At 54.3% G+C, this 18695-nt stretch carries 18 protein-coding genes; 11 read left to right on the plus strand and 7 right to left on the minus strand.

Going from position 1 to position 18695, the window contains the following annotated elements; translation table 11 throughout:
- Positions 1-62: 62 nt before the first annotated feature.
- The gene (locus tag ISF27_RS11150) at positions 63-326 is read left to right on the plus strand and encodes an HNH endonuclease (RefSeq protein ID WP_207727442.1); all 264 of its coding nucleotides are present in this window, start codon (positions 63-65) and stop codon (positions 324-326) included.
- Between the two features lie 6 nt (positions 327-332).
- Here ISF27_RS11150 and ISF27_RS11155 read toward each other — a convergent pair whose 3' ends face one another.
- From ISF27_RS11155 to ISF27_RS11165, 3 genes are all read right to left on the minus strand, one after another.
- Positions 333-638, minus strand: coding sequence for a helix-turn-helix domain-containing protein (locus ISF27_RS11155; RefSeq protein WP_194611571.1), 306 nt, complete (start codon positions 636-638; stop codon positions 333-335).
- Between the two features lie 114 nt (positions 639-752).
- Positions 753-1025, minus strand: coding sequence for a type II toxin-antitoxin system YafQ family toxin (locus tag ISF27_RS11160; RefSeq protein WP_194611572.1), 273 nt, complete (start codon positions 1023-1025; stop codon positions 753-755).
- Complete coding sequence (locus tag ISF27_RS11165; RefSeq protein ID WP_194611573.1) at positions 1018-1314, minus strand: type II toxin-antitoxin system RelB/DinJ family antitoxin; 297 nt, start codon at positions 1312-1314, stop codon at positions 1018-1020. The genes ISF27_RS11160 and ISF27_RS11165 overlap by 8 nt, the downstream gene beginning before the upstream one ends.
- Before the next feature lie 280 nt (positions 1315-1594).
- Here ISF27_RS11165 and ISF27_RS13555 point away from each other — a divergent pair, with 280 nt between their 5' ends.
- Positions 1595-1837: an HNH endonuclease signature motif containing protein gene (locus ISF27_RS13555; protein ID WP_328701608.1), complete on the plus strand. Its 243-nt coding sequence runs from the start codon at positions 1595-1597 to the stop codon at positions 1835-1837.
- 13 nt (positions 1838-1850) lie between these two features.
- On the opposite strand, the gene ISF27_RS11175 is transcribed toward ISF27_RS13555, so the two are convergent.
- Together ISF27_RS11175 and ISF27_RS11180 are read right to left on the minus strand one after the other, a co-directional pair.
- Positions 1851-2228 carry a type II toxin-antitoxin system death-on-curing family toxin gene (locus tag ISF27_RS11175; protein WP_194611574.1) on the minus strand — a complete coding sequence of 126 codons (378 nt, stop codon included), beginning with the start codon at positions 2226-2228 and terminating at the stop codon, positions 1851-1853.
- A complete protein-coding gene (locus ISF27_RS11180) occupies positions 2225-2467 on the minus strand; it encodes a type II toxin-antitoxin system Phd/YefM family antitoxin (RefSeq protein WP_194611575.1) in 243 nt (80 codons plus the stop codon). Before ISF27_RS11180 ends, ISF27_RS11175 begins: the two co-directional genes overlap by 4 nt.
- A 391-nt stretch (positions 2468-2858) precedes the next feature.
- Between ISF27_RS11180 and ISF27_RS11185 the strand changes: the two genes are divergently transcribed.
- Together ISF27_RS11185 and ISF27_RS11190 are read left to right on the plus strand one after the other, a co-directional pair.
- Positions 2859-3020 carry a hypothetical protein gene (locus ISF27_RS11185; protein WP_194611576.1) on the plus strand — a complete coding sequence of 54 codons (162 nt, stop codon included), beginning with the start codon at positions 2859-2861 and terminating at the stop codon, positions 3018-3020.
- Between the two features lie 42 nt (positions 3021-3062).
- Positions 3063-3530: a low molecular weight protein-tyrosine-phosphatase gene (locus tag ISF27_RS11190; RefSeq protein ID WP_194611577.1), complete on the plus strand. Its 468-nt coding sequence runs from the start codon at positions 3063-3065 to the stop codon at positions 3528-3530.
- Positions 3531-3627: 97 nt separating this feature from the next.
- Here the strand turns inward: ISF27_RS11190 and ISF27_RS11195 are convergent, their stop codons facing one another.
- Both ISF27_RS11195 and ISF27_RS11200 read right to left on the minus strand, forming a co-directional pair.
- Complete coding sequence (locus ISF27_RS11195) at positions 3628-5484, minus strand: sensor histidine kinase (protein ID WP_194611578.1); 1857 nt, start codon at positions 5482-5484, stop codon at positions 3628-3630.
- Between the two features lie 3 nt (positions 5485-5487).
- Positions 5488-6210 carry a LytR/AlgR family response regulator transcription factor gene (locus ISF27_RS11200; RefSeq protein WP_194611579.1) on the minus strand — a complete coding sequence of 241 codons (723 nt, stop codon included), beginning with the start codon at positions 6208-6210 and terminating at the stop codon, positions 5488-5490.
- Between the two features lie 678 nt (positions 6211-6888).
- On the opposite strand from ISF27_RS11200, the gene ISF27_RS11205 reads away from it, so the two are divergent.
- The 7 genes from ISF27_RS11205 (at position 6889) to ISF27_RS11235 (ending at position 18678) form a co-directional block, all read left to right on the plus strand.
- Positions 6889-12144 carry a DUF7601 domain-containing protein gene (locus ISF27_RS11205; RefSeq protein ID WP_194611580.1) on the plus strand — a complete coding sequence of 1752 codons (5256 nt, stop codon included), beginning with the start codon at positions 6889-6891 and terminating at the stop codon, positions 12142-12144.
- A 452-nt stretch (positions 12145-12596) separates the two neighbouring features.
- On the plus strand, positions 12597-13043 hold the full coding sequence (lepB, locus tag ISF27_RS11210) for a signal peptidase I (RefSeq protein WP_268904267.1): 447 nt from the start codon (positions 12597-12599) through the stop codon (positions 13041-13043).
- The gene (gene lepB / locus ISF27_RS11215) at positions 13043-13675 is read left to right on the plus strand and encodes a signal peptidase I (protein ID WP_194611581.1); all 633 of its coding nucleotides are present in this window, start codon (positions 13043-13045) and stop codon (positions 13673-13675) included. The genes lepB (ISF27_RS11210) and lepB (ISF27_RS11215) overlap by 1 nt, the downstream gene beginning before the upstream one ends.
- 82 nt (positions 13676-13757) lie before the next feature.
- A complete protein-coding gene (locus ISF27_RS11220) occupies positions 13758-14957 on the plus strand; it encodes a DUF7601 domain-containing protein (RefSeq protein WP_194611582.1) in 1200 nt (399 codons plus the stop codon).
- Between the two features lie 272 nt (positions 14958-15229).
- Positions 15230-16276, plus strand: a complete 1047-nt coding sequence (gene srtB, locus ISF27_RS11225) for a class B sortase (protein ID WP_194611583.1) — start codon at positions 15230-15232, stop codon at positions 16274-16276.
- Between the two features lie 162 nt (positions 16277-16438).
- A complete protein-coding gene (locus ISF27_RS11230) occupies positions 16439-17956 on the plus strand; it encodes a Spy0128 family protein (RefSeq protein ID WP_194611584.1) in 1518 nt (505 codons plus the stop codon).
- 305 nt (positions 17957-18261) lie between these two features.
- On the plus strand, positions 18262-18678 hold the full coding sequence (locus ISF27_RS11235) for an HIT family protein (protein ID WP_194611585.1): 417 nt from the start codon (positions 18262-18264) through the stop codon (positions 18676-18678).
- Positions 18679-18695: the final 17 nt, after the last annotated feature.

Consider the following 18695-nt stretch of genomic DNA (forward strand, 5'->3'; position numbering starts at 1 on the left):
TTCAGAGAGAAGATCGAGAAGCGGATCGATCATGAGCTGGATATCGGGGATGAATAGTCCGGCTGGATGATCAGTCTTTACCGGCTGCACGCGGATATGGACGCAGGTGGCAGAAGGCATCAAAAGCGTTCCTTGCTTCACAACCTCTCTGCGAGGAGTGCTTAAAGCGCGGGAGATATGCGAAAGCGACGGTTGTGGATCATATCGTTCCGCACCGTGGTGATCCGAAACTGTTCTGGGACAGAAACAACTGGCAGGCGTTGTGCAAGCGGTGCCACGATAAAAAAACCGGACGGGAGGATTCCCATCCGGGGTACAGGTACTGAAATTTGTTATTTTGCAATTGATGACATTCTTCTGTGCGGATCAGTCTGGACAGTGAGTGTAAGACCGAGCGTATCAAATATTTTAAGCAGCGTTGTCAGGTTTGGCGAAGATTTTCCTGATTCAATCCTGGCAACGGATGAGTGTGGAAGACCACACATCTCTGCAAGGTCACGCTGAGAAAGGTTTAGATTATGTCGCTGGTCAATCATGGTGCTGATAATCTTAGCTCTTTCTTCGACTTCATCAAAATCCCTGCCAATTTCAGGATTTGATTCACGTACGTGGTTTTTATAATCGTTCCATGTTGCCATAGCATTCACCTCTTTTCGTGCCGTGATTTCCAGTCGCCTCTTTCGGCAAGGGTCTGATTTATCTCACATTGGGGAGTTTTCTGGGATTTCTTACGGAACTGGAGTAGCAGAACATTAGAACAGATCCGAATGGCTTCCTGTCCTGGAAGCAGTAAGAATCAGTTCTTCTTTATTAATTGCATATACAAGGAGCCAGTCCGGCTGTATGTGGCATTCCCTGAATCCGATATAGTTACCGGTCAGGGCGTGGTCACGGTACTTTTCTTCCAGTGCTTGTTCTTCCCGGAGAGTCTGAAGGACATCTTTAAGCAGGGACAGATCTTTGCCCCGCTTATTGATATGCTTCAGATCTTTTCTGAATTGGGTGGTCATTACAAGATCAAGCATGCACAGGATCCTCCGCAAGAGCATCGTTAAACATGTCATCGACGGAAGTATAGCGTTTGGCTGGTATTGAACCGTCCATAATCTTGCGGGTCTCCTCAATGGCAGCTTCTGTTTCCGCATTGTATCTGGGTTGACGGACTTCAAATGGAAGGCCGCCCTCCATCAGGGAAACATGCAGAAAGATATTGATGGCATCAGTTACGGAAAGTCCGAAACTTCCATAAAGCTTCTCGACACGGGCCTTGAGATCGGGATCAATGCGAACATTTATATTTGCGGTCTTAGGCATAAGATCACCTCCTGAACAGATTGTATTGCAAATGTTAAACAAATGCAAACGTTTTTAGACAAAGGAGAAAAATATGATGTAAGACAGGGATCTTCAAAGAGTGAAATGGAATTCAGCGGCCCGGGGGCGGGTATGAATCCTTGTGGGCAACGGCCCGGAGACCGCCGCCCCCTCTCGCGTACAAAACCGCGACCGGAGCTTGTGCCCACGGGACAGAAGTATTGTGAGAAACATAAGAAGATGCATCCTGAGGAAGCGCGGTCGGCTTCAGCACGTGGATATGGGACGCAGGTGGCAGAAGGCATCAAAAGCGTTCCTTGCTTCACAATCTCTCTGCGAGGAGTGCTTAAAGCGCGGGAGATATGCGAAAGCGACGGTTGTGGATCATATCGTTCCGCACCGTGGTGATCCGAAGCTATTCTGGGACAGGAGCAACTGGCAGGCGTTGTGCAAGCGGTGCCACGATCAGAAGACAGGAAGAGAGGATCGCAATCCGACGTATCGGTACGGAAGGGAAAGTTAAGTCAATGCACTCATTATACGAGGTGTGCAAGAACCCAAGTTCGAAGGACGCGATCGTCTGCTTTTCCTGATGCAATTTTCAGGATTAGCTGGATCAGATCTTCGTCCTGATATTGGAGCTCAATACCATTGATATCCAACGTCACCAGCATGGCATGTGTTCCGATACGCTTGTTGCCATCAACAAATGGGTGATTTGTAATCAGTCCGTACCCAAGGCGGACGGCTTTGTCAACAATACCAGGATAAAGCTCCATATTGTCAAAGGTCTGGAAAGGTTGGCTGATTGCGGAATCCAGCATTTTTTTATCACGAACGCCATCAGATCCTCCCGATTGTCTGATCAGTTGTGAGTGCAACAGAAGAATCTGCTGTTTTGTCAGTATATTCATTTCGCAAGTTCCTCATAAACGTGTTTGTTTCGTTTTAATAGCTTTGCTGAGGAAGCAAGCACATCTGCATCAGATGCTGCTTTTACAGAATCATCTTGTGGAGCATAGTGGACAGTCAGAAAAACTTTGTTGTTTTTCAGAATAGTAACGTCACCATATTCCATTGCCATACGGGCAACCTTGGAGAAGTTCTGATTAGCTTCCGTCATCGAAACAGTTTTATCAGTGTCAATAATCATAATGAGTACCTCCTTGATGTTTTGATTATAGATAAATTCTAGGATAAATTCAATAGATTGTTTAAAAGCTTAAAAGAAAAACGAGGCGAATAACGAGGCGGGGGAGGTCATGATCCTGAAAGACGTTTCTACAGGAGACCGCCGCCCCCTCTCGCGTGCAAAACCGCAAAATTCAAAGGAAGGGGTCTGTAGGGCAACTGTACATAAGAAAAATATGAAATTTACCGCAGAAATGCCGTGTTTTGGCACTTCCTGCGGTATTTTATGCGCCGGCTGTCCTGCGGAATGACATCGGAAACGGTATGTTTAAAGCGGCTTCGGATGACCACGCAAGTTCTGCTCAAATCGCTGCAGATGGTCGTTTGATAAGTACAGGCAGAATCATAAGGAGATGTTTGATGAAGACAGCAGAATTGAAGGTGCTTCCGGTATCGGTTCTGAAGCCTGCCGCACACTGCCGCCTGAGGCATTACTACCGGAATTTCCGGCGCATGGTGTATATTTGAAAGAGAAGAAACCCCGCAAAGGAGCGCAGAATACGGCACTTTCCTAACGGACGCCTTTGGTGTGCGGCATCTGAGAAAGGATATTTTCTATGATAAGAATTCTTTTTGTTTGCCACGGCAATATCTGCCGAAGTGTATCGGCGCAGTACATTTTCCAGGAGCTTGTGCGGAAAGAGGGACTGCAACAGAGGTTTTTCGCCGATTCCGCGGCGACGTCCACCGAGGAGATCGGCAATCCCATCTATCCGCCGATGGAGCAGGCGCTGCGGCGCATTGCCGTGCCGATCGGGACGCACCGCGCGAGGCAGCTGCGGCAGGCGGACTACGACCGGTTTGACCTGATCATCGGCATGGATGAGGAAAATGCGTATTACATGCGCCGGATCCTTGGCGATGACCCGGGGAGGAAAATACATTTTCTCATGGAGTACACGGATCAGCCGAAGGCAGTGATTGAGGATCCCTGGTACACCCGCAGATTTGACCTCTGCGCTTCGGAGATCCTGGCAGGATGCCGGGGGCTGCTCCGAACGGTGACGGAGATGCCCGGCAGTTGAAATCCCGGACGGCGGCGATCAACATGATCCACGCCTGTTCCCTCAGCGCATTCCCCGGACGGCGGCGATCAACATGATTCACGCCTGTTCCCTCAGCTCATTTTTCCTTCTCCCCGCCGAGCGCCATATACACCGAAGAGTGGAATACCTTATCCTCAGCCTCGAACAGGGCGTCGCCGCCGTGCATCCGGGCGGTGGCCTGGATGGAGGAGATGCCAATCCCGTGGGGCGAGGGGAGTCTGCCACCGAGGGACGTATCCTTGCTTGAGCGGAAGATGTCGCCGGAGCGGACAACATTTCCGTCAAAGCTGTTGTCCATGGCGATCGTCAGCGTGCCCAGGTGGATCCGGCTGCGGAGATGGATATAGCGCGAGCCGTCTAAGCCCATCCGCATGCAAGCCTCGTGGGCATTTTCCAGGAGGTTGCCGAAAACCGAGCAGAGCTCCATCGCGGAGATCCCCGGGAGGTCGGCAGGAAGGTCAAGAATCGCGTTGAAGGTAATCCCGTCCTGCGCGCAGGCGCCGGCGTAGTAGGAGACGATCGCGTTGACCGGGGGGTTCTCACAGAAAGACTGCACTGCGGAGGGAATGCTCTCGATCAGGGTGTCGATATAGTCCATGAGCCGGGTGTCACGATTTTCCGACGCCATCGACCGGATGACGAGCAGCTGGTGCCGGATATCGTGGCGCTGCTGCCGCGTCACCCGGCTGTTCTCCATCATCATCATGGTACGCTTCTCCTGCTCGCGGGATTCGATCGTCAGCAAGCGGATTTCCGTTTCCATTTTCCGCTGGGACAGCATCAGGTGGTAGACATAGCGGACATAGAGGAAGGCGCTGTAAAGGATAAAGAGCGTGATGCCGATTTCAAAAAACAGGCTGTTCTGCGAAAAAAAATGAAAGTAATAGTTGGCCACCTCGACGAGCGCGGCGGCGAGGAGGATCACAACCTGGGACAGGAGTTTCAGCATTCGGGAGGTATGGTATTTCCGAAATTCCAGCAGGGACAGGAACACCAGGACAGAGAAGAACGCCGGCAGCGTGATGTGAAAGTACTGGATGCTGACGTAGAGCGGAACCTTGCCGAGGAGCTGCAGGAGGAGGGAAACCAGAGGGGCGGTCTCCGTGGCAATGCCCAGCACGGTCAGGGTTGTCTGATACTTTTTCTGCGCGAAGTTCCGGAACAGCCGGATAAATGGGATAATCAGGCATTCCAGGGCCATGAAGCTCAGGATATACAGGATGCACGGATAATCGATGAACCACTGGGTCATGTTGTTCTCGCAGATACTCCAGACGCCGGTGATGAAGGAGAACATGCCCAGGTGGAAGAACGTCCGGATTTCCCGCCGGCGCAGCGAAGACATCGTGCTGACCAGGATGAGCAGGAGGCCGATGAAAAGCATGAACAGCGCGAGGAGGAAAGGCGGCAGGAGTCTCCGGGAGAGCGCCGCGGTGATTGCGCCGACTTTCCCCACCAGGGGCGCGCTGACGGTGACCGAATTGCGCCCGTGCGGCGAATAGTAGGTGAGAGAGATGGTCTTTCCCGCCGAGGCAGCCGGCAGGGGGACAAAGCGGACCTCCGTCGCGGGATCCTTCATAAAGGAAGGGTAATGGACGAGCATGCCGATGGAGGCGAGGGTATTCCGGTCGATGGAGATCGTCAGCGGGCAGTAGACCGTCTTGACATAGAGGAAATCCGCAGAGCTGTCCTCAAGCCGGAAGGACACGCGAACCGGCGTTCTCGCCTCCGGGGTGGGAACGCGGCAGGGAAGCTTGGCGGTAAATGTTCTGCCGTTTACGGTGATGTCCGCCTCTTGGATTTCCGCCGCGGCATCCCTGGGGTAGGAGGAGTAATTTTTCTGCGGGATGGCGGTTACAACAAGGCTCACCAGGAGGATAAACGCGAAGATCGCCAGCGGGATATTCAGGAGAAGAAGCTTTTTGTTCTGCATAGATCACAGTTCCCTTACCTTGCGGAAAATGTACTGTTCGTAGGTGCGCTTGATCCGGGCGAAATCCTCGCGCCGGATCGGGATCGCCGTGCCGTTCTGCATGATAAAGCTGCGGAGGTCGCGGTTGATGGAGCAGACGTACTCCAGGTTCACGCAGAAGCTTTTCAGGGGCTGGCAGAACATCCTGGCGTCCAGCTTCGGCAGGAGGTCGGCGATCTTCCCGTAGAGGATGACCGTCCGCCCGTCGCGGCAGACGATCATCACCTGGTGGAGCTTCTGCTCCAGATACTCGATATCGTCGATCGGGATCCGGAGGATCTCATTCCTCTTCTGAATCACCAGGGCGGGGCGGTTTGCCCGGATCTTCTCGACGATCTTCAGGATCTTTGCGATGTCGTCCGGCTTGCAGGGCTTCTCGATGTAGCCGATCGCGGAGAGGCGGTAGCCGTCCAGGGCATGATCCCGGCTGGTCGTGATGAAAGCGACAGGGACATCCGGATCCCGCTCGCGGATCTTTTCGCAGGTTGCCACGCCGGTCATTCCGGCCATATAGATATCCAAAAAAATCAGGTCATAGCCACGCGGGGTAAAGCTTCGGAGCAGGTCCTCACCGCGTGAGAAGAACGAGAGCGCGAGATTCTCCCTCTGCAGCTCCCGGAGGATCTCCCCGAGCTTTTTCTGGTCGTCCGCGCAGTCCTCGCAGACGGCAATCCGCAGGTTTTCCATGCCTCCCGCCTCCTCTCTCTGCCTCAACTTTTTCACAGGAGCGGGGATTTGTCAAGGGCACCGCGGCGGCAGAGGGGGAAATCGTATTTCTGTCCGGAACCCCACATCCCGTGAAGCTTTGTTTCGCGGGATGTGGGGTTCCGCGCACCTGAGACGCTTGTCCCCCATGCGGGGGAGAGCCGGTGAAGACATCCGCAGGCGCCCGTTCTGCGAACCCCCTCGCATGTGCGGAACAGCAGCAGAATTGTCAGTCAATAATTAAAATTACGAAAAAATAAACAAAATAGTTGCACAGATTTTAAAAATGTTAAAATTAAAATTACAAAATCTCTTCTAAAACACGACAAGATATCTAAATATAGCAGAGAAAACACAATAAATTCTGCTATTATGCCGCAGCGGATCCCCAGCTGTGCGTGGCCGTCGGAAATCGCGGGAATAATTTACCGTTTTCTACAAAATACACAAAACGATAGAAAAGTCAAGTACGAATTATGCAATAATTGGAGACATTTTTCGTGATAGAAGGAACCCACGCCTTATGATTTAATAAATGTAAGCAATCGCTATGGTAGAAATTTTGAGCCATATTGCCAAATGGGAAGTTTTTCTCAGGGAAATGCGCTCCGCCGGCAGGCGATCGGCAGGCGGGGGGAGATAAAGACAGAGGGGATAGCTATGAAGAAATTTTTTAATGGAAAGAGAACGAAACGGTTTGCGTCGCTCGCTTTATCCGGTGCCCTGATTTTGTGCCAGGGCATGTCTCTTCTGGCGGATACCAGCATGCCCGCATCGTCTGCGCAGCTGATGAGGGAAGAGACAGCCGGAGAGGAATCGGCAGATGCGGAAAATGCCGCAGCGGAGAGTGCTTCCCTTGAGGGAAGCATCGAGGCGGCGGGAGATGAGGCAGCCCTGAGCGCCGCGGACGGTGAAACGGCAGATGGCGTCGCAGCGGAGAAGAAGGCTTCCGACGCGGACCTTACGAAGGAAGAAACCGCGGGGACGCCTGCCGGGGAGGAATCTGCCCAGGCAGAGGAGGAATCTGCTCAGGCCGCAGAGGAATCCGGGGAGAAGGCGACCGATGCCGACATTCCGCTTGTTGATGATCTTACCGTTGCGGAAACCCAGGCAGGGCCGATCGGGGTCGCGAATACGCTCTCCTATGAGGACGGCGATGCGATCTTCACGATCAGCTACGGCGAGGATGCCGGGCTTCCGGCGGACACGGAGCTCACGGTGGAGACCTGCGGGCATGATTCCCCGTCCTATAAGGACTATTACGCCCTCGCGGACAGCACGGCGAAAAAACTCGAGGAGAACAGCGCGATCAACTTCGCGGAGTTCTACGCGGTCTACCTGTCCTACACCGATGAAAATGGTGAGGAAGTCACGGTGAAGCCGGAGGATTTTGACTACACGGTCACGGTAGAATATCCGGACAATTCCGCGGCGGTCGCGGACACAGACACGGTCCGCGGATTCTCTTTCCGGGATAAGAAAGCCACCGTTCTCGAAGCGGCCGTGGAGAGAAGTGATGGCAGCCTGCACGCGGTGACGGCTGTGGTGCACGGCAGCGATACCTTCGGCGTGGTCTCCACGGAGACCCTCGACCTCCACACGCTCCAGTTTGAAAATGACGACCTCCGGATTTCCTTGGATTACACGGAGCGGACGGGCATTCCGGACGGCGCGGAGCTTCTGGTTGAGCCCATCGTGAGCGGTGATGAGCGGTACAGCGATACCAGGGAGCGGATCACCGGGGAGCTTCTCGGCGGCATCGAGTATTTCCAGCTTTATGACATTTCGATAAGAAAAGACGGCGAAGAGATCGAGCCCGCGGATAAGGTTACCGTGAAGATTGTCCACAAGGACGACCAGACGGTATCCGCCGGTGCCGAGATGCAGATTCTCCATCTCGGGGACGACGGCACGATCGACAAGCTGAATGCTGAGACCAATGAGCGCGCGGTGCTCTCCCCCGTGAGACGGCTGATGAGCGCACTCCGGAGGCCGGCAGCCACCTCCGCCAGTCTTGACAGCGGCAGGGCGGACACCGCTTCCGGGGTAAGTGGGAAGAAGAAATTCTCGACGATCTCCTTCCGGACGGACAGTTTCTCCCTCTACGCGGAGGTCGGCGTCCTCACGACGACCCTCGAGACCAGCGGCGGCAGTTACACGATCACGGCGACCTTCGGGCCGGAGGCGGAGATCCCTGCCGGGACGCAGCTCGTGGCGAAGGAGATCCTCTCCGGAACCGAGGATTACACGTCCTACCTCAGCCGCTCGGAAGAGCAGATGGCGGACGCGGGCATTTCCGCCGCGCGGTTCTTCGATATCAGCTTTGTCCGGAACGGGAAAGAGATTGAGCCGAAGAGCAGAGTTGGCATAACGATCACCATGAAGGACGGCCTCGCCGTTCCCGACGGCGCCGAGGTGAAGGCGGTTCATTTCGCCAAGGGAAATGCGTCAGCCGGCGAGGAGGAGGCCGAGCCGGAGACGATCGCGGAGACGATCTCCGGGCTGCTTTCCGAGGCAGCGGGCACGGTCACCGAGTTCCTGACGGGAACCGGGGAAGCCGGGGCGGACGGGAGTTCCGCGGACGGCACGGGGACGGCAGACGCCGAGACACCGGAACTGCTGGACGTCGACGCGGAAGCGGACGGCGGAACCGTCTCGGAGGTCAGCTTCATCCAGGACAGCTTCTCGGTCACCGGTGTTGTCGTGACGAAGAAGACAGAGAAGGGATGGCCGGCGGAAAAAGGGGAGTATGTCGTCCTGCTTTCCTATAATAATAAGTCTTACGCGATGAAGAATGATGGCAGCCTTCTGCAGGTTTCTGTCAATGATAACACGGTGGATTTTGGCAGCACCATTACACAAGTGGACGCCCTGAAAGATTATCTGTGGACATGGACGGCAGAGGATGTCACTCTGAGTAATGGAACAGGTGGCGATAAGGTATATATCGATCCATTTGCATATGCTGACCATAGATGCATCTCCCTGAACGCTCCAAAGGCAGGAAGTGGCCGGGGGTGGAGTGCGTCGGGGCTTGAGCTGTACGGAGGAGCGCTGTACAGAACATGGCAGCAATATTATTATTATTATCTTACTGTTGACGAAAATAGCAGATCCGTGACAGCCAGTGACAGTTATTATGAGGCAGCTTCACTATCCTTTGTGAACCAGTTGAGATCAGGTGCTGATCAGCCTTCACCAAATCCGGATCCGGGCGATCAGCCGAGTCTGGACGCGCCGGTAGCGGCGAAGGAACTGGTGGACAAGGGGAATGGAACTTATGACCTCTCCCTGAACATCACAGGAAAGTCTAAGAGTTCTTCGGAATCGTCCAAGGCGGATGTGGTCGTGATCCTGGATCGGTCGGGGAGTATGACCGAGAATCGCACAGGCGGAAAAACCCGTCTGAAGGCTGCCAAGGAGGCGATTGAAAAATTAACGGACAGCCTGATGGCTAATAATACTGAGCAGAATCCGGATGCTGTCCGGATGGCGCTGATTACGTTTGGAAATGATGCGAATATAACGCAGAACTGGACGAACAAAGCGAAGACCTTTAACGATACTGTGGACAGCCTGCGAGAACAGACAAATGTCGGCACTAACTGGGAGGCGGCGCTGAGGAAAGCCAATACCATTAAAACAAGGGATGGCGCGGAAAAGTACGTTATCTTCGTCTCGGATGGTAATCCAACCTTCTATGTGGGCGGAGGCACCGGCGAGGAAAATACGAATAATGTGAATTGGAGTTATCGGTTTGCCAGAGACGATGCCTACACGCTGGTTAAAAACGGTTTTAATTTCTACACCATTGGGGTCTTCGGCGATGTATCCCGGATGCAGAGCTTGACCGCTTACGCGTATTCGGGAACTGATAATGGATCCTATCCGTCCGGGCATTACCAGACGGCGTCGGATCAGACGGCTCTGGTTGAAGCGTTTAAGAACATTATCGACCAGATCACCCACAACCTCGGTTATCAGGCGGTGACTTTCACGGACGGCCTGACGGCAATGACTTCGTCCACCCTGGTGAATGGCAAAGCGGCTGGATTCACTTATACCGTGACGGACGCGGGTGGAAAAACCGTGGCCGTGAAAGACAACAAAAACGAAACCTTTAGTTATAAGAACAGCGCAGGGGCGACAAAGACCTTCCGCGGTGCAACATATACAAACGGAACGGTCACCTGGAGCATGGATGTTAACAGCAGCACACCTTTCGTTCTGGACGGCGGATACACTTACAAAGTAACCTTTACCGTCTGGCCGAAGCAGGAAGCGTATGACCTTGCGGCAGGGCTGATGAACGGTACGATCTTGTATGACAACTTGAAAGATGATCAGAAGGCGCAGATCAGCAAAAACACGGATGAGAACGGCCAGACGACATATTCTCTCAAGACGAATACGGATGGGACAAATGTGAAGTACCGGCCGGTCACCGAAACGACGAGCAGCAGCGGAACAGTGGACAAGATCGTGGGAGATGAGGGAACCGCTGAAATTAAGAATCCATCCGGGATCAGCCTTGCGGCGACGAAGTTCAAGGTGGAGAAGCAGTGGAAGGACCACGTCGATCCGGATTCTCGTCCGGGGAGCATCAAGTTTGACCTGGTGCAGGATAAAGGAACGGATAAACCGCAGACGGTAGTTTCCGACTGCGAGCTGAGTAAGGATAACGGCTGGACGACGACGGTGTATATCGCCCCGGGGCTGAAAGTGGGGGATGCTGTGAAGGAACCCGGTCACACCTACGACATTGTTGAGAAGGACACGGATTCCCGTTACGAGCTGGTCACGAAGACCTACCATCCGATGCTGATTAATTCCAGCACAGAGATTTACGATTGGGAGAGCAAGACAGATTCCTCTGATGTGAGCACGAAGATTACGCAGTTCGTCGCCGAGAACGAATTAAAGGGTTCCCTGTCGCTGGAGAAGCGGGTGCTCGACACAGCGGGAACCGACATCACCACGGTTGGCGAAGGAACTTCCCAGACGGTTAATACGGCGATTGCGGGCGAAGCTTTCACCTTTAATGTGACCCTGGTTTCTCCGAAGGAACGCAGTAACGATGATTATCAATATGCCTTCTATGACCAGTCACAGATTGGTGCGGAGAACCCTGAGGCGAGCGCGAGAGGGCAACTGAATAACCCGGACAAGATCGTCGCGGACAAGATCTCGGACTATAGACGCACAGTTAACGCGGAAAAGAACACGACGGTTACCTTCACGGTGACCCTGAAGCCTGGCGAAAAATTTGATCTTCCCTTTGTCCCGCTGAACACGACGTACACGATCACCGAGAAGGCAACAAATAGCAATTTCACGTATGATTCCGCTGAGCGCAACGACACCGAGGCAGTCGTTACCAGAGATAGCCATGGAAATCCGACCATCACGGCAACAGTGGCTGCGGATACCAAGGACAGCGTTGTATTCAAGAATAAGAGAGCAGTCGTTGAACTTACGATTTCCAAGGTAGTCACCGGCAATGTGGCTGATAAAAACAAGAACTTTACCTTCAAACTGGCGATCGATGGAGGCGAAAAAGCAGCATCTCTGCCAGAAGAGAAGACGCTGAAGAAGGCAGAAACTGCTGGCGAGTATACGTTTACGCTTAAGCACAACGAGAGCATTAAGATTCGGGTGCCGAAGGGCGTGAATTACACCGTGAACGAGGAGAAGGGGGATTATCAACTGACGGTAACCCCAACGGGGAACACTGCCGCTGGAAAGGCAACAGAGACCGGTTACAGCGATACCCCGGCGGGCAACACAAAACTTAAATTCACGAATAAGCTCGATGCCCCGCTCACCGGTGTCCGTGAGCATGTAAACCTCGCATTTATCCCGGTCGTGCTGTTCGCGCTGGCAGGCCTGTTCTACTTTTCGCGGAGCAGATACTGATCGGCGGAAGCTTATTGGACAGCGGATGCCCCTTTTGCGGATCGCCGAAGGGGCGCGTGAAAAATCGTGGAGGGTTTATGAAAAAGTTCTTTCATGAGGCTGACCGGGACAGTGCCCAATCCCGCGGGAGGGAGAGCGGCGAAGTTCCGCGAGGCATGGTGGGAAGCGGGCCGCATCAAAGTCAACGGAAAGCCGGCTGCCCCCGGGAGCGACCCTGAGCTTCCCGGGACGAAAACCGGGAGCGGCCGGAGTTTCTCGGGCGTAAAGCGAAAGCGAAACAGGCTTCCCGGGACATAAAACGGGAACGGTCATAAGCTTCCCGTGACGCAGAAGGGAGAGAGAAGGAGGGAGGAAATATAGCTGAGAATTTTGGGGATATTCCATCGGCCGGCAGGAAGCTGACGCGGAGATCAGTTCTGGCGGATCTCGTTCTCCTGCTGGTCAAAATCGCCCTGATTTTCCTTTTCTTTGCCCTGGTTTTCACCTTCCTTTTCGGGATCGTGCAGGTGCGGGATGAGCAGATGGTGCCTGCGGTGAAGGAGGGCGACCTCGCGATCTACTACCGGCTGGACAAGAATTACCGGAAAGGCGATGTGATCGTCCTTGACGATAATGGGGAAAAGCAGGTACGGCGGGTGATCGCGGTCGCGGGCGACACCGTGGACATCACCGCAGACGGCCTGGTGATCAACGGGTACATCCAGCAGGAATCGGACATTTACACGGATACGGAGCCCTATGTCAGCGGAATTACCTTTCCGCTGACCGTAGATGAGGGACAGGTCTTCGTCCTTGCGGACAGCCGTCCGAATGCTGAGGATTCCCGGCTCTACGGAGCGGTTGCCGTGGACGGGACACACGGAAAAGTCATTACCCTGATCCGCCGGAGAGGAATGTGATGGGAGGCCGGAAAGCGCCCGCGCCTCCGGGGACAGCAGGGGAAAATACTTACCGCACGCCATGGCAGCGGCATTTGCTCGCGTTCCTGGCAGTGGTCGCGCAGAAGCTGCTCGCGTTCGCGGTATTCCTACTCATCTTCTTTAAGGTGATGTTCGGCGTGGTGACTGTCCCGGATGGCGCCATGTCGCCGTCATTCCGGGAAGGGGATATCGCCTTCTGCTATAAGTTCGCCAAGGACTATGAGAAGGACGACGTGATCGTTGTGCGGGTATCGTACACCGACCCGGCCACCGGGGAAGAAAAGCGGGAGACCGAGGTCCGGCGGGTGCTCGCCGTAGAAGGCGATGTCGTCGATATCACTGCCGATCAGGGGCTTCGGATCAACGGCTTCCGGCAGGAAGAAAAAGAAGTACACACAGAGACATTTCCCGTCAGGGGAAGCGGAGTACAGTTCCCGGTGCGCGTCGGCAAGGGGGAGGTATTCGTCCTCGGCGATGACCGGACGAGCGCGTCGGACAGCCGGATCTACGGACCGGTGAAGATCAGGAAAACGGACGGGCGCGTGGTGACGATGATCCGGAGGCTGGTTGGCTTCGGAGAGATCGCCAGCGTTCTGAAGGAACATTTTTGAGTTTTATCTGCCTGTCTCCTGGCGGGGCAGCGCAGGGAAAATAAAGAAATTCACTACACTTATCCTTCGAGGAGGGGAACAGATGAAGAAGCGAAATATCAAGACTTTGGTTACCGGATTTGTGCTGGCAGCGGCAATGGCAGTTACTCCGATCATGGCGATGGCGGCGACAGAGGATCCGACTGGGGTTACGGAGGCACCAAGCACCACGCCAGAGAATACAGCAGGTATTCCGATCAAAAAGACCGTGCATATTGCGGATCATACGACTATCTCTAATGAGGCTGATACGTACACGTTTACCTTTACACAGGTTGAGAACGTGGATGGAATAACGAGTCCGACAACAGGTATCACTTTTACGAAGACAATCGATTCGGTGGTTCTTGATCCTGAAAATCTTGATGATAAGAGCTACAAGACGGATGGAAAGAGCGTTTATGATAATGTAGATAATGTAGGTAATGTAGATACATTTTCCCTTTCGGTTGATCTTGCGAATGCTATAGCTGGTGAGTACACCTTTGCAATCACGGAGACAGCTCCAGCTGCTTCCACGGGAGAATTTGGGTGGACATCAGTTGATTCGAAAACATTTTACGCCCATGTCATCAAGAACACATCCGGAACGCTGTATTATTACCTGACAGCAGAAAATAAAGCGGTTTCCGCTTCGAATCCGAAGCTCGAAGTAGCTGATTTCGAGAATACCTATACCGATAAGGGCAATAAGAACGGCGGTAGCTCCCTTGTCATTGGTAAGGATGTTATAGACGAAGCTCAAATTACTGACTTGAATGATACGTTCACCCTAAAGATTGATTTCACATTCCCTGATACGGCAACAGAAGATCAGAAGTCATTTTTGGGAACAGTAACCGATGGCGGACCTAATCAGCTTGAGAGTGTTAGCATAGATGCGAACACTAAATCCGTGACGGTCGAGCTCAAGAGAAACGGACGCGTAACCTTTACCGATGTTCCTTCTGGTACGACCTATAAAGTATCCGAGACAGCGATGAGCCGTGCGAACAACTATAAGTATAAGAATACGGCGGTAAAGGTTGGCGGAAGTGATCCTACTCAATTTGAGGAAGAAACTGGCAGTACATCTCACGCCGTTGACACGGATGGTGTGAACGAAGCGATCGTCAACAATACCGCGAAATCTGTCAGCCAGACCGGCGTTTTCCTGAGCAATATGCCCTTCATCGTGATGATGGCTGCTGCGGCTGCTGCGATCTTTGGCTATGTTGCCCTGAAGAGAAAGATTTCGAAGTAATTTTACGGATCTGCGCTTTTGCCGGGGAGTTCCGCGGTGGCTGGGGTAATGACCGGCACCGATGCGGATAAGATGCGGATAATGTGACGCACCTGCGGGAAAGACCTGCGGAACGAAATCCCCGGAAGTAATGCCATTCGGAAGAAGGCCGGGAGCATAGGAGATTCTCTTATGCTCCTGGCAGTCCGGATGGCTGGTTAGGAATGAATGGATTTTGCAGGCAATTCTGTTGAGAATTCAGGCTGATTTTCAGACGAAGGAGCAATAGGGCATTGGCATCGGGAAGAGACAAAAAGCAGGACAGAGGATCGGTGGGGCTGCGCGCGGCGGATTTCCTGATCCGCACGGCGGATTCCTTCCTGGATCTCTGCATCATCAGCTTTTTCCTCGGGCTGTTTGTGTTCGCGACCTACACGATCTGGGATAACCAGCAGATTTATGGAAATGCCGACGCGACGGTTTATGAGAGCTACAAGCCGGAGGCTGAGGCGGACGATTCGCCGACATTCGCGGAGCTGCAGGAGATCAATCCGGATGTGCTCGGGTGGATGACCATCTACGGCACCGGGATCGATTATCCGCTGGTTCAGGGCAGGACAAATGACGACTACATCAACACGACGGTTGACAAAAAGTTTGCGCTGAGCGGGTCGATCTTTCTCGAATCGCAGAACGCGCGGGATTTTTCGGATTTCAATACGATCATCTACGGGCACCACATGGAGCAGAGCGAGATGTTCGGGGATCTGGACAAGTTCCGGGATCAGGCCTTTTTTGACACGCACAAATACGGAAATCTCTACTATGGCGGGAAAAACCGCGGGCTTCTGATCTTCTGCGTGATGGACGCGGATGCCTATGATTCCACGCTCTACAATTACTCGCTCTCCACACCGGAGGATGAGGCGGCGTATCTGAACTACATCAGCGGTATCAGTTCCTATATCCGGAATGCGGATGGGGTGTCGGGGGCGTCCAATGTCTCGGAATCGGGAGTGAATCCCGGAGACCATATCCTGATGCTCAGCACCTGCGCAACGGATGCGACGAACGGGCGGTATGTGGTATTTGCCAAGGTCATGGAGGAGACGTACGCGAATCCGTTCCCGAAGGAAGAAAAGCCGGTGGTGAAGCGGCTTGTCCAGGGGATCAATCTTCCCTTCATGGATACGCTTCCGTCCTGGTGGCTGTACGGAGTGTTCCTGTTTGTGGCGCTGGTGCTTTTCCTGCTTATATATGGGATCATCAGGACAGTGCAGGCGCGGCGGGCCGGAAAACGGGAGAAATCTGATCTCCCGGAGGACGGGGATTCCCGCTGAACCGGGTGCGGCAGGGCGTACGGCATTCGTGGAAGAAACTTAACTTGGATCATGGCTGTCCGGCATTTCCCCGGACAATAGGGTACGCCGGGCAGATGAACATAAATCATGCGCAGCAGCGAGGACGTTCCGTTTTTAGGGCTGGCGGGGAGGATAATAATGATGAGAAGGATTGCAGCAATAGGGAAGGCGATCGCGATGGCGGTCATTCTGACGGCGGCGTCGCTGATCCCCGGGACGGCGTTCGCTGCGGAAAATACAGCGGCGGGAGTGACGACGGCCGGGATCGAAGAGAGCTATGGGAATGGGAAGCTTGAGGTGACGCTTCCGGTCAAACAGAGCTTTATCACGGAGACAGGCGCGGAGGCGATCCCGGAGCAGGCGTGGGACTACGCTGTGGAGCTGTCCAGGGATTCCGGGGACGCGGGAATATCCCAGCCGTCCTTCCGCATGACGAAGAACGGGGAAATGACGCATCTCGTCTTTTCCTTCCCGCATGCCGGCGTATATGAGGCGGCGCTTACCCAGGCCGGGCCTGGCGATCTCGCGGCGGCATGGTCGCAGCAGACGAAGCGGTTCACGCTCCGCTTCTATGTGCGGAATACGGAAAATGGCGGGCTCACCGCCACGATGACCGGGGAGAAGGACAACGGGCAGAAGACGGAGGCGGTGGAATTCATCGATGCGTACAACCCCGCGGTGTTCACGCTCCCGGTGCGCAAGGATGTGAAGAATTCGAGCGGCGGGAACTATTCGACGGATGAACGGTTCTACTTTACCGCGGAGTCGGCGGACGGCCCGCTTCCGGGCAATGTCTCGGGACCCGTACAGGCTTATCGGAACGGCGCAGGAACTGTGACCTTTGAACCGGTAGTATTAGAAAAAGAAGGAACCTATCATTACAACATCCGGGAGACCGCCGGGACAAACGATGAGATGAAGTATGACAGCACTGTCTATACGGTTGCGGTTACCGTGGCCAGGAAGGATGGGAAGCTGGCCGTGGAGAAGTCGAATTACACGGCGAATAACCCGGTGGTGATCACCAATACGTATCAAAAGAGCAGCGGCGGCCACTCCGGCGGCGGTGGCGGAGGCGGCGGCCGGAGCGACCGGAGCACGAAGCCGAAGCCGATGACCGCGCCGCCTGCGCTGGATGTTCCGCCGGCATCACCGGTATCGGTTGATCCGCCGGTGACGAAGATCGTGAACGGCGACACGCCGAAGACGGCGCAGGAATTCCGGTTTGCCCTCAAGGCGGATGACCCGTCGTATCCGATGCCGGAAGGTTCTTCCAATGGAATCAAGTACGGCTCCATCGTGGGCGCCGGCTCCTTCGAGTTCGGGACAATCACGTACACGGTTCCGGGGACGTACAGCTACACGGCCAGCGAGGTGAATACCGGGAACTGGGCGTACCGCTATGACAAGAGCATTTACCACATGACGGTGACCGTGACGGAGAATAATGGCGCGCTGGCGGCCAGTGTGCAGATCACGAAGGACGGGGCACCGCAGGAATCGATGACCTTCGTCAATACCTATTCGCGGAACATTGTCCGGCGGATCGTCCGGACAGGAGATTCCAGCCATGTGCTTGCGTACGGCATGATCGCCGCGGCGGCGCTCCTGCTGCTTATTGTGTACATCCGGAGGAAAAAGAGCGAAAAGGCGGAATAAGGGGGCTGTTTCTTCCCGGCCTGTGGGCAGACGCCGCAGGCGCTCGATGCGGAGGGAACTTTGAACCGATATGATTGAAAAATTTCAGGGGTGCGGCTTAGGCTGCATCCCTGAATTTACGCAGAGCACTTAACGAGTGCGAGCCCGTCAGGCGAAGCACAAGTTTAGTGCGAGCTATGCAAATTTGCTTAGTGAGGACAAGCGAAAGCGCAGTTCGAACTTAGCAAATTTGTTTGGTTTACAATTTTGCCCCGCCGGGTAAAATGGAGGAAGAGCCCCTGAGGGGCAGAGGAAAGGAGACAACAATGAAAGATAAGGACTGTATCTTCTGCAAGATCGCAAATGGGGAGATTCCCTCCACGACACTCTATGAGGATGAGGACTTCCGCGTGATTCTGGATCTCGGGCCTGGCTCGAAGGGGCATGCCCTGATTCTCCCGAAGGAGCACTTCCGGGATCTGAATGCGTTGGATCCGGCGGTTGCGGCGAAGGTGCTTCCGCTTGCGGCGAAGATCGGCGCGGCGCAGATGAAGGCGCTCGGGGCGGCCGGCTACAACGTGGTGCAGAATAATGGCACGGAGGCCGGGCAGACGGTGTTCCACTTCCATGTGCACATCATTCCGCGGTATGCCGGGGCGCCGAAGATCGTGACCTGGACGCCGGGAAGCCCGTCTAAGGAGGAGCTTGCGGAGACCGGGAGCCGGATCCGGGAGGCGCTTTGAGCGGACGCCGGATCCGG

This window comes from Clostridium vitabionis (genome assembly GCF_015351765.1).
GTDB lineage: Bacteria > Bacillota > Clostridia > Lachnospirales > Lachnospiraceae > Clostridium_R > Clostridium_R vitabionis.

Excerpts from the sequence above, each read along its gene's own strand:
- ISF27_RS11180 (WP_194611575.1), bottom strand. The coding sequence starts at position 2,467 with ATGATTATTGACACTGATAAAACTGTTTCGATGACGGAAGCTAATCAG.
- ISF27_RS11175 (WP_194611574.1), bottom strand. The coding sequence starts at position 2,228 with ATGAATATACTGACAAAACAGCAGATTCTTCTGTTGCACTCACAACTG.
- ISF27_RS11235 (WP_194611585.1), top strand. The coding sequence starts at position 18,262 with ATGAAAGATAAGGACTGTATCTTCTGCAAGATCGCAAATGGGGAGATT.
- ISF27_RS11220 (WP_194611582.1), top strand. The coding sequence starts at position 13,758 with ATGAAGAAGCGAAATATCAAGACTTTGGTTACCGGATTTGTGCTGGCA.
- ISF27_RS11160 (WP_194611572.1), bottom strand. The coding sequence starts at position 1,025 with ATGCTTGATCTTGTAATGACCACCCAATTCAGAAAAGATCTGAAGCAT.
- ISF27_RS13555 (WP_328701608.1), top strand. The coding sequence starts at position 1,595 with ATGGGACGCAGGTGGCAGAAGGCATCAAAAGCGTTCCTTGCTTCACAA.
- lepB (WP_194611581.1), top strand. The coding sequence starts at position 13,043 with ATGGGAGGCCGGAAAGCGCCCGCGCCTCCGGGGACAGCAGGGGAAAAT.
- ISF27_RS11185 (WP_194611576.1), top strand. The coding sequence starts at position 2,859 with ATGTTTGATGAAGACAGCAGAATTGAAGGTGCTTCCGGTATCGGTTCT.
- ISF27_RS11195 (WP_194611578.1), bottom strand. The coding sequence starts at position 5,484 with ATGCAGAACAAAAAGCTTCTTCTCCTGAATATCCCGCTGGCGATCTTC.
- ISF27_RS11165 (WP_194611573.1), bottom strand. The coding sequence starts at position 1,314 with ATGCCTAAGACCGCAAATATAAATGTTCGCATTGATCCCGATCTCAAG.
- ISF27_RS11155 (WP_194611571.1), bottom strand. The coding sequence starts at position 638 with ATGGCAACATGGAACGATTATAAAAACCACGTACGTGAATCAAATCCT.
- ISF27_RS11190 (WP_194611577.1), top strand. The coding sequence starts at position 3,063 with ATGATAAGAATTCTTTTTGTTTGCCACGGCAATATCTGCCGAAGTGTA.
- ISF27_RS11230 (WP_194611584.1), top strand. The coding sequence starts at position 16,439 with ATGAGAAGGATTGCAGCAATAGGGAAGGCGATCGCGATGGCGGTCATT.
- ISF27_RS11200 (WP_194611579.1), bottom strand. The coding sequence starts at position 6,210 with ATGGAAAACCTGCGGATTGCCGTCTGCGAGGACTGCGCGGACGACCAG.
- ISF27_RS11205 (WP_194611580.1), top strand. The coding sequence starts at position 6,889 with ATGAAGAAATTTTTTAATGGAAAGAGAACGAAACGGTTTGCGTCGCTC.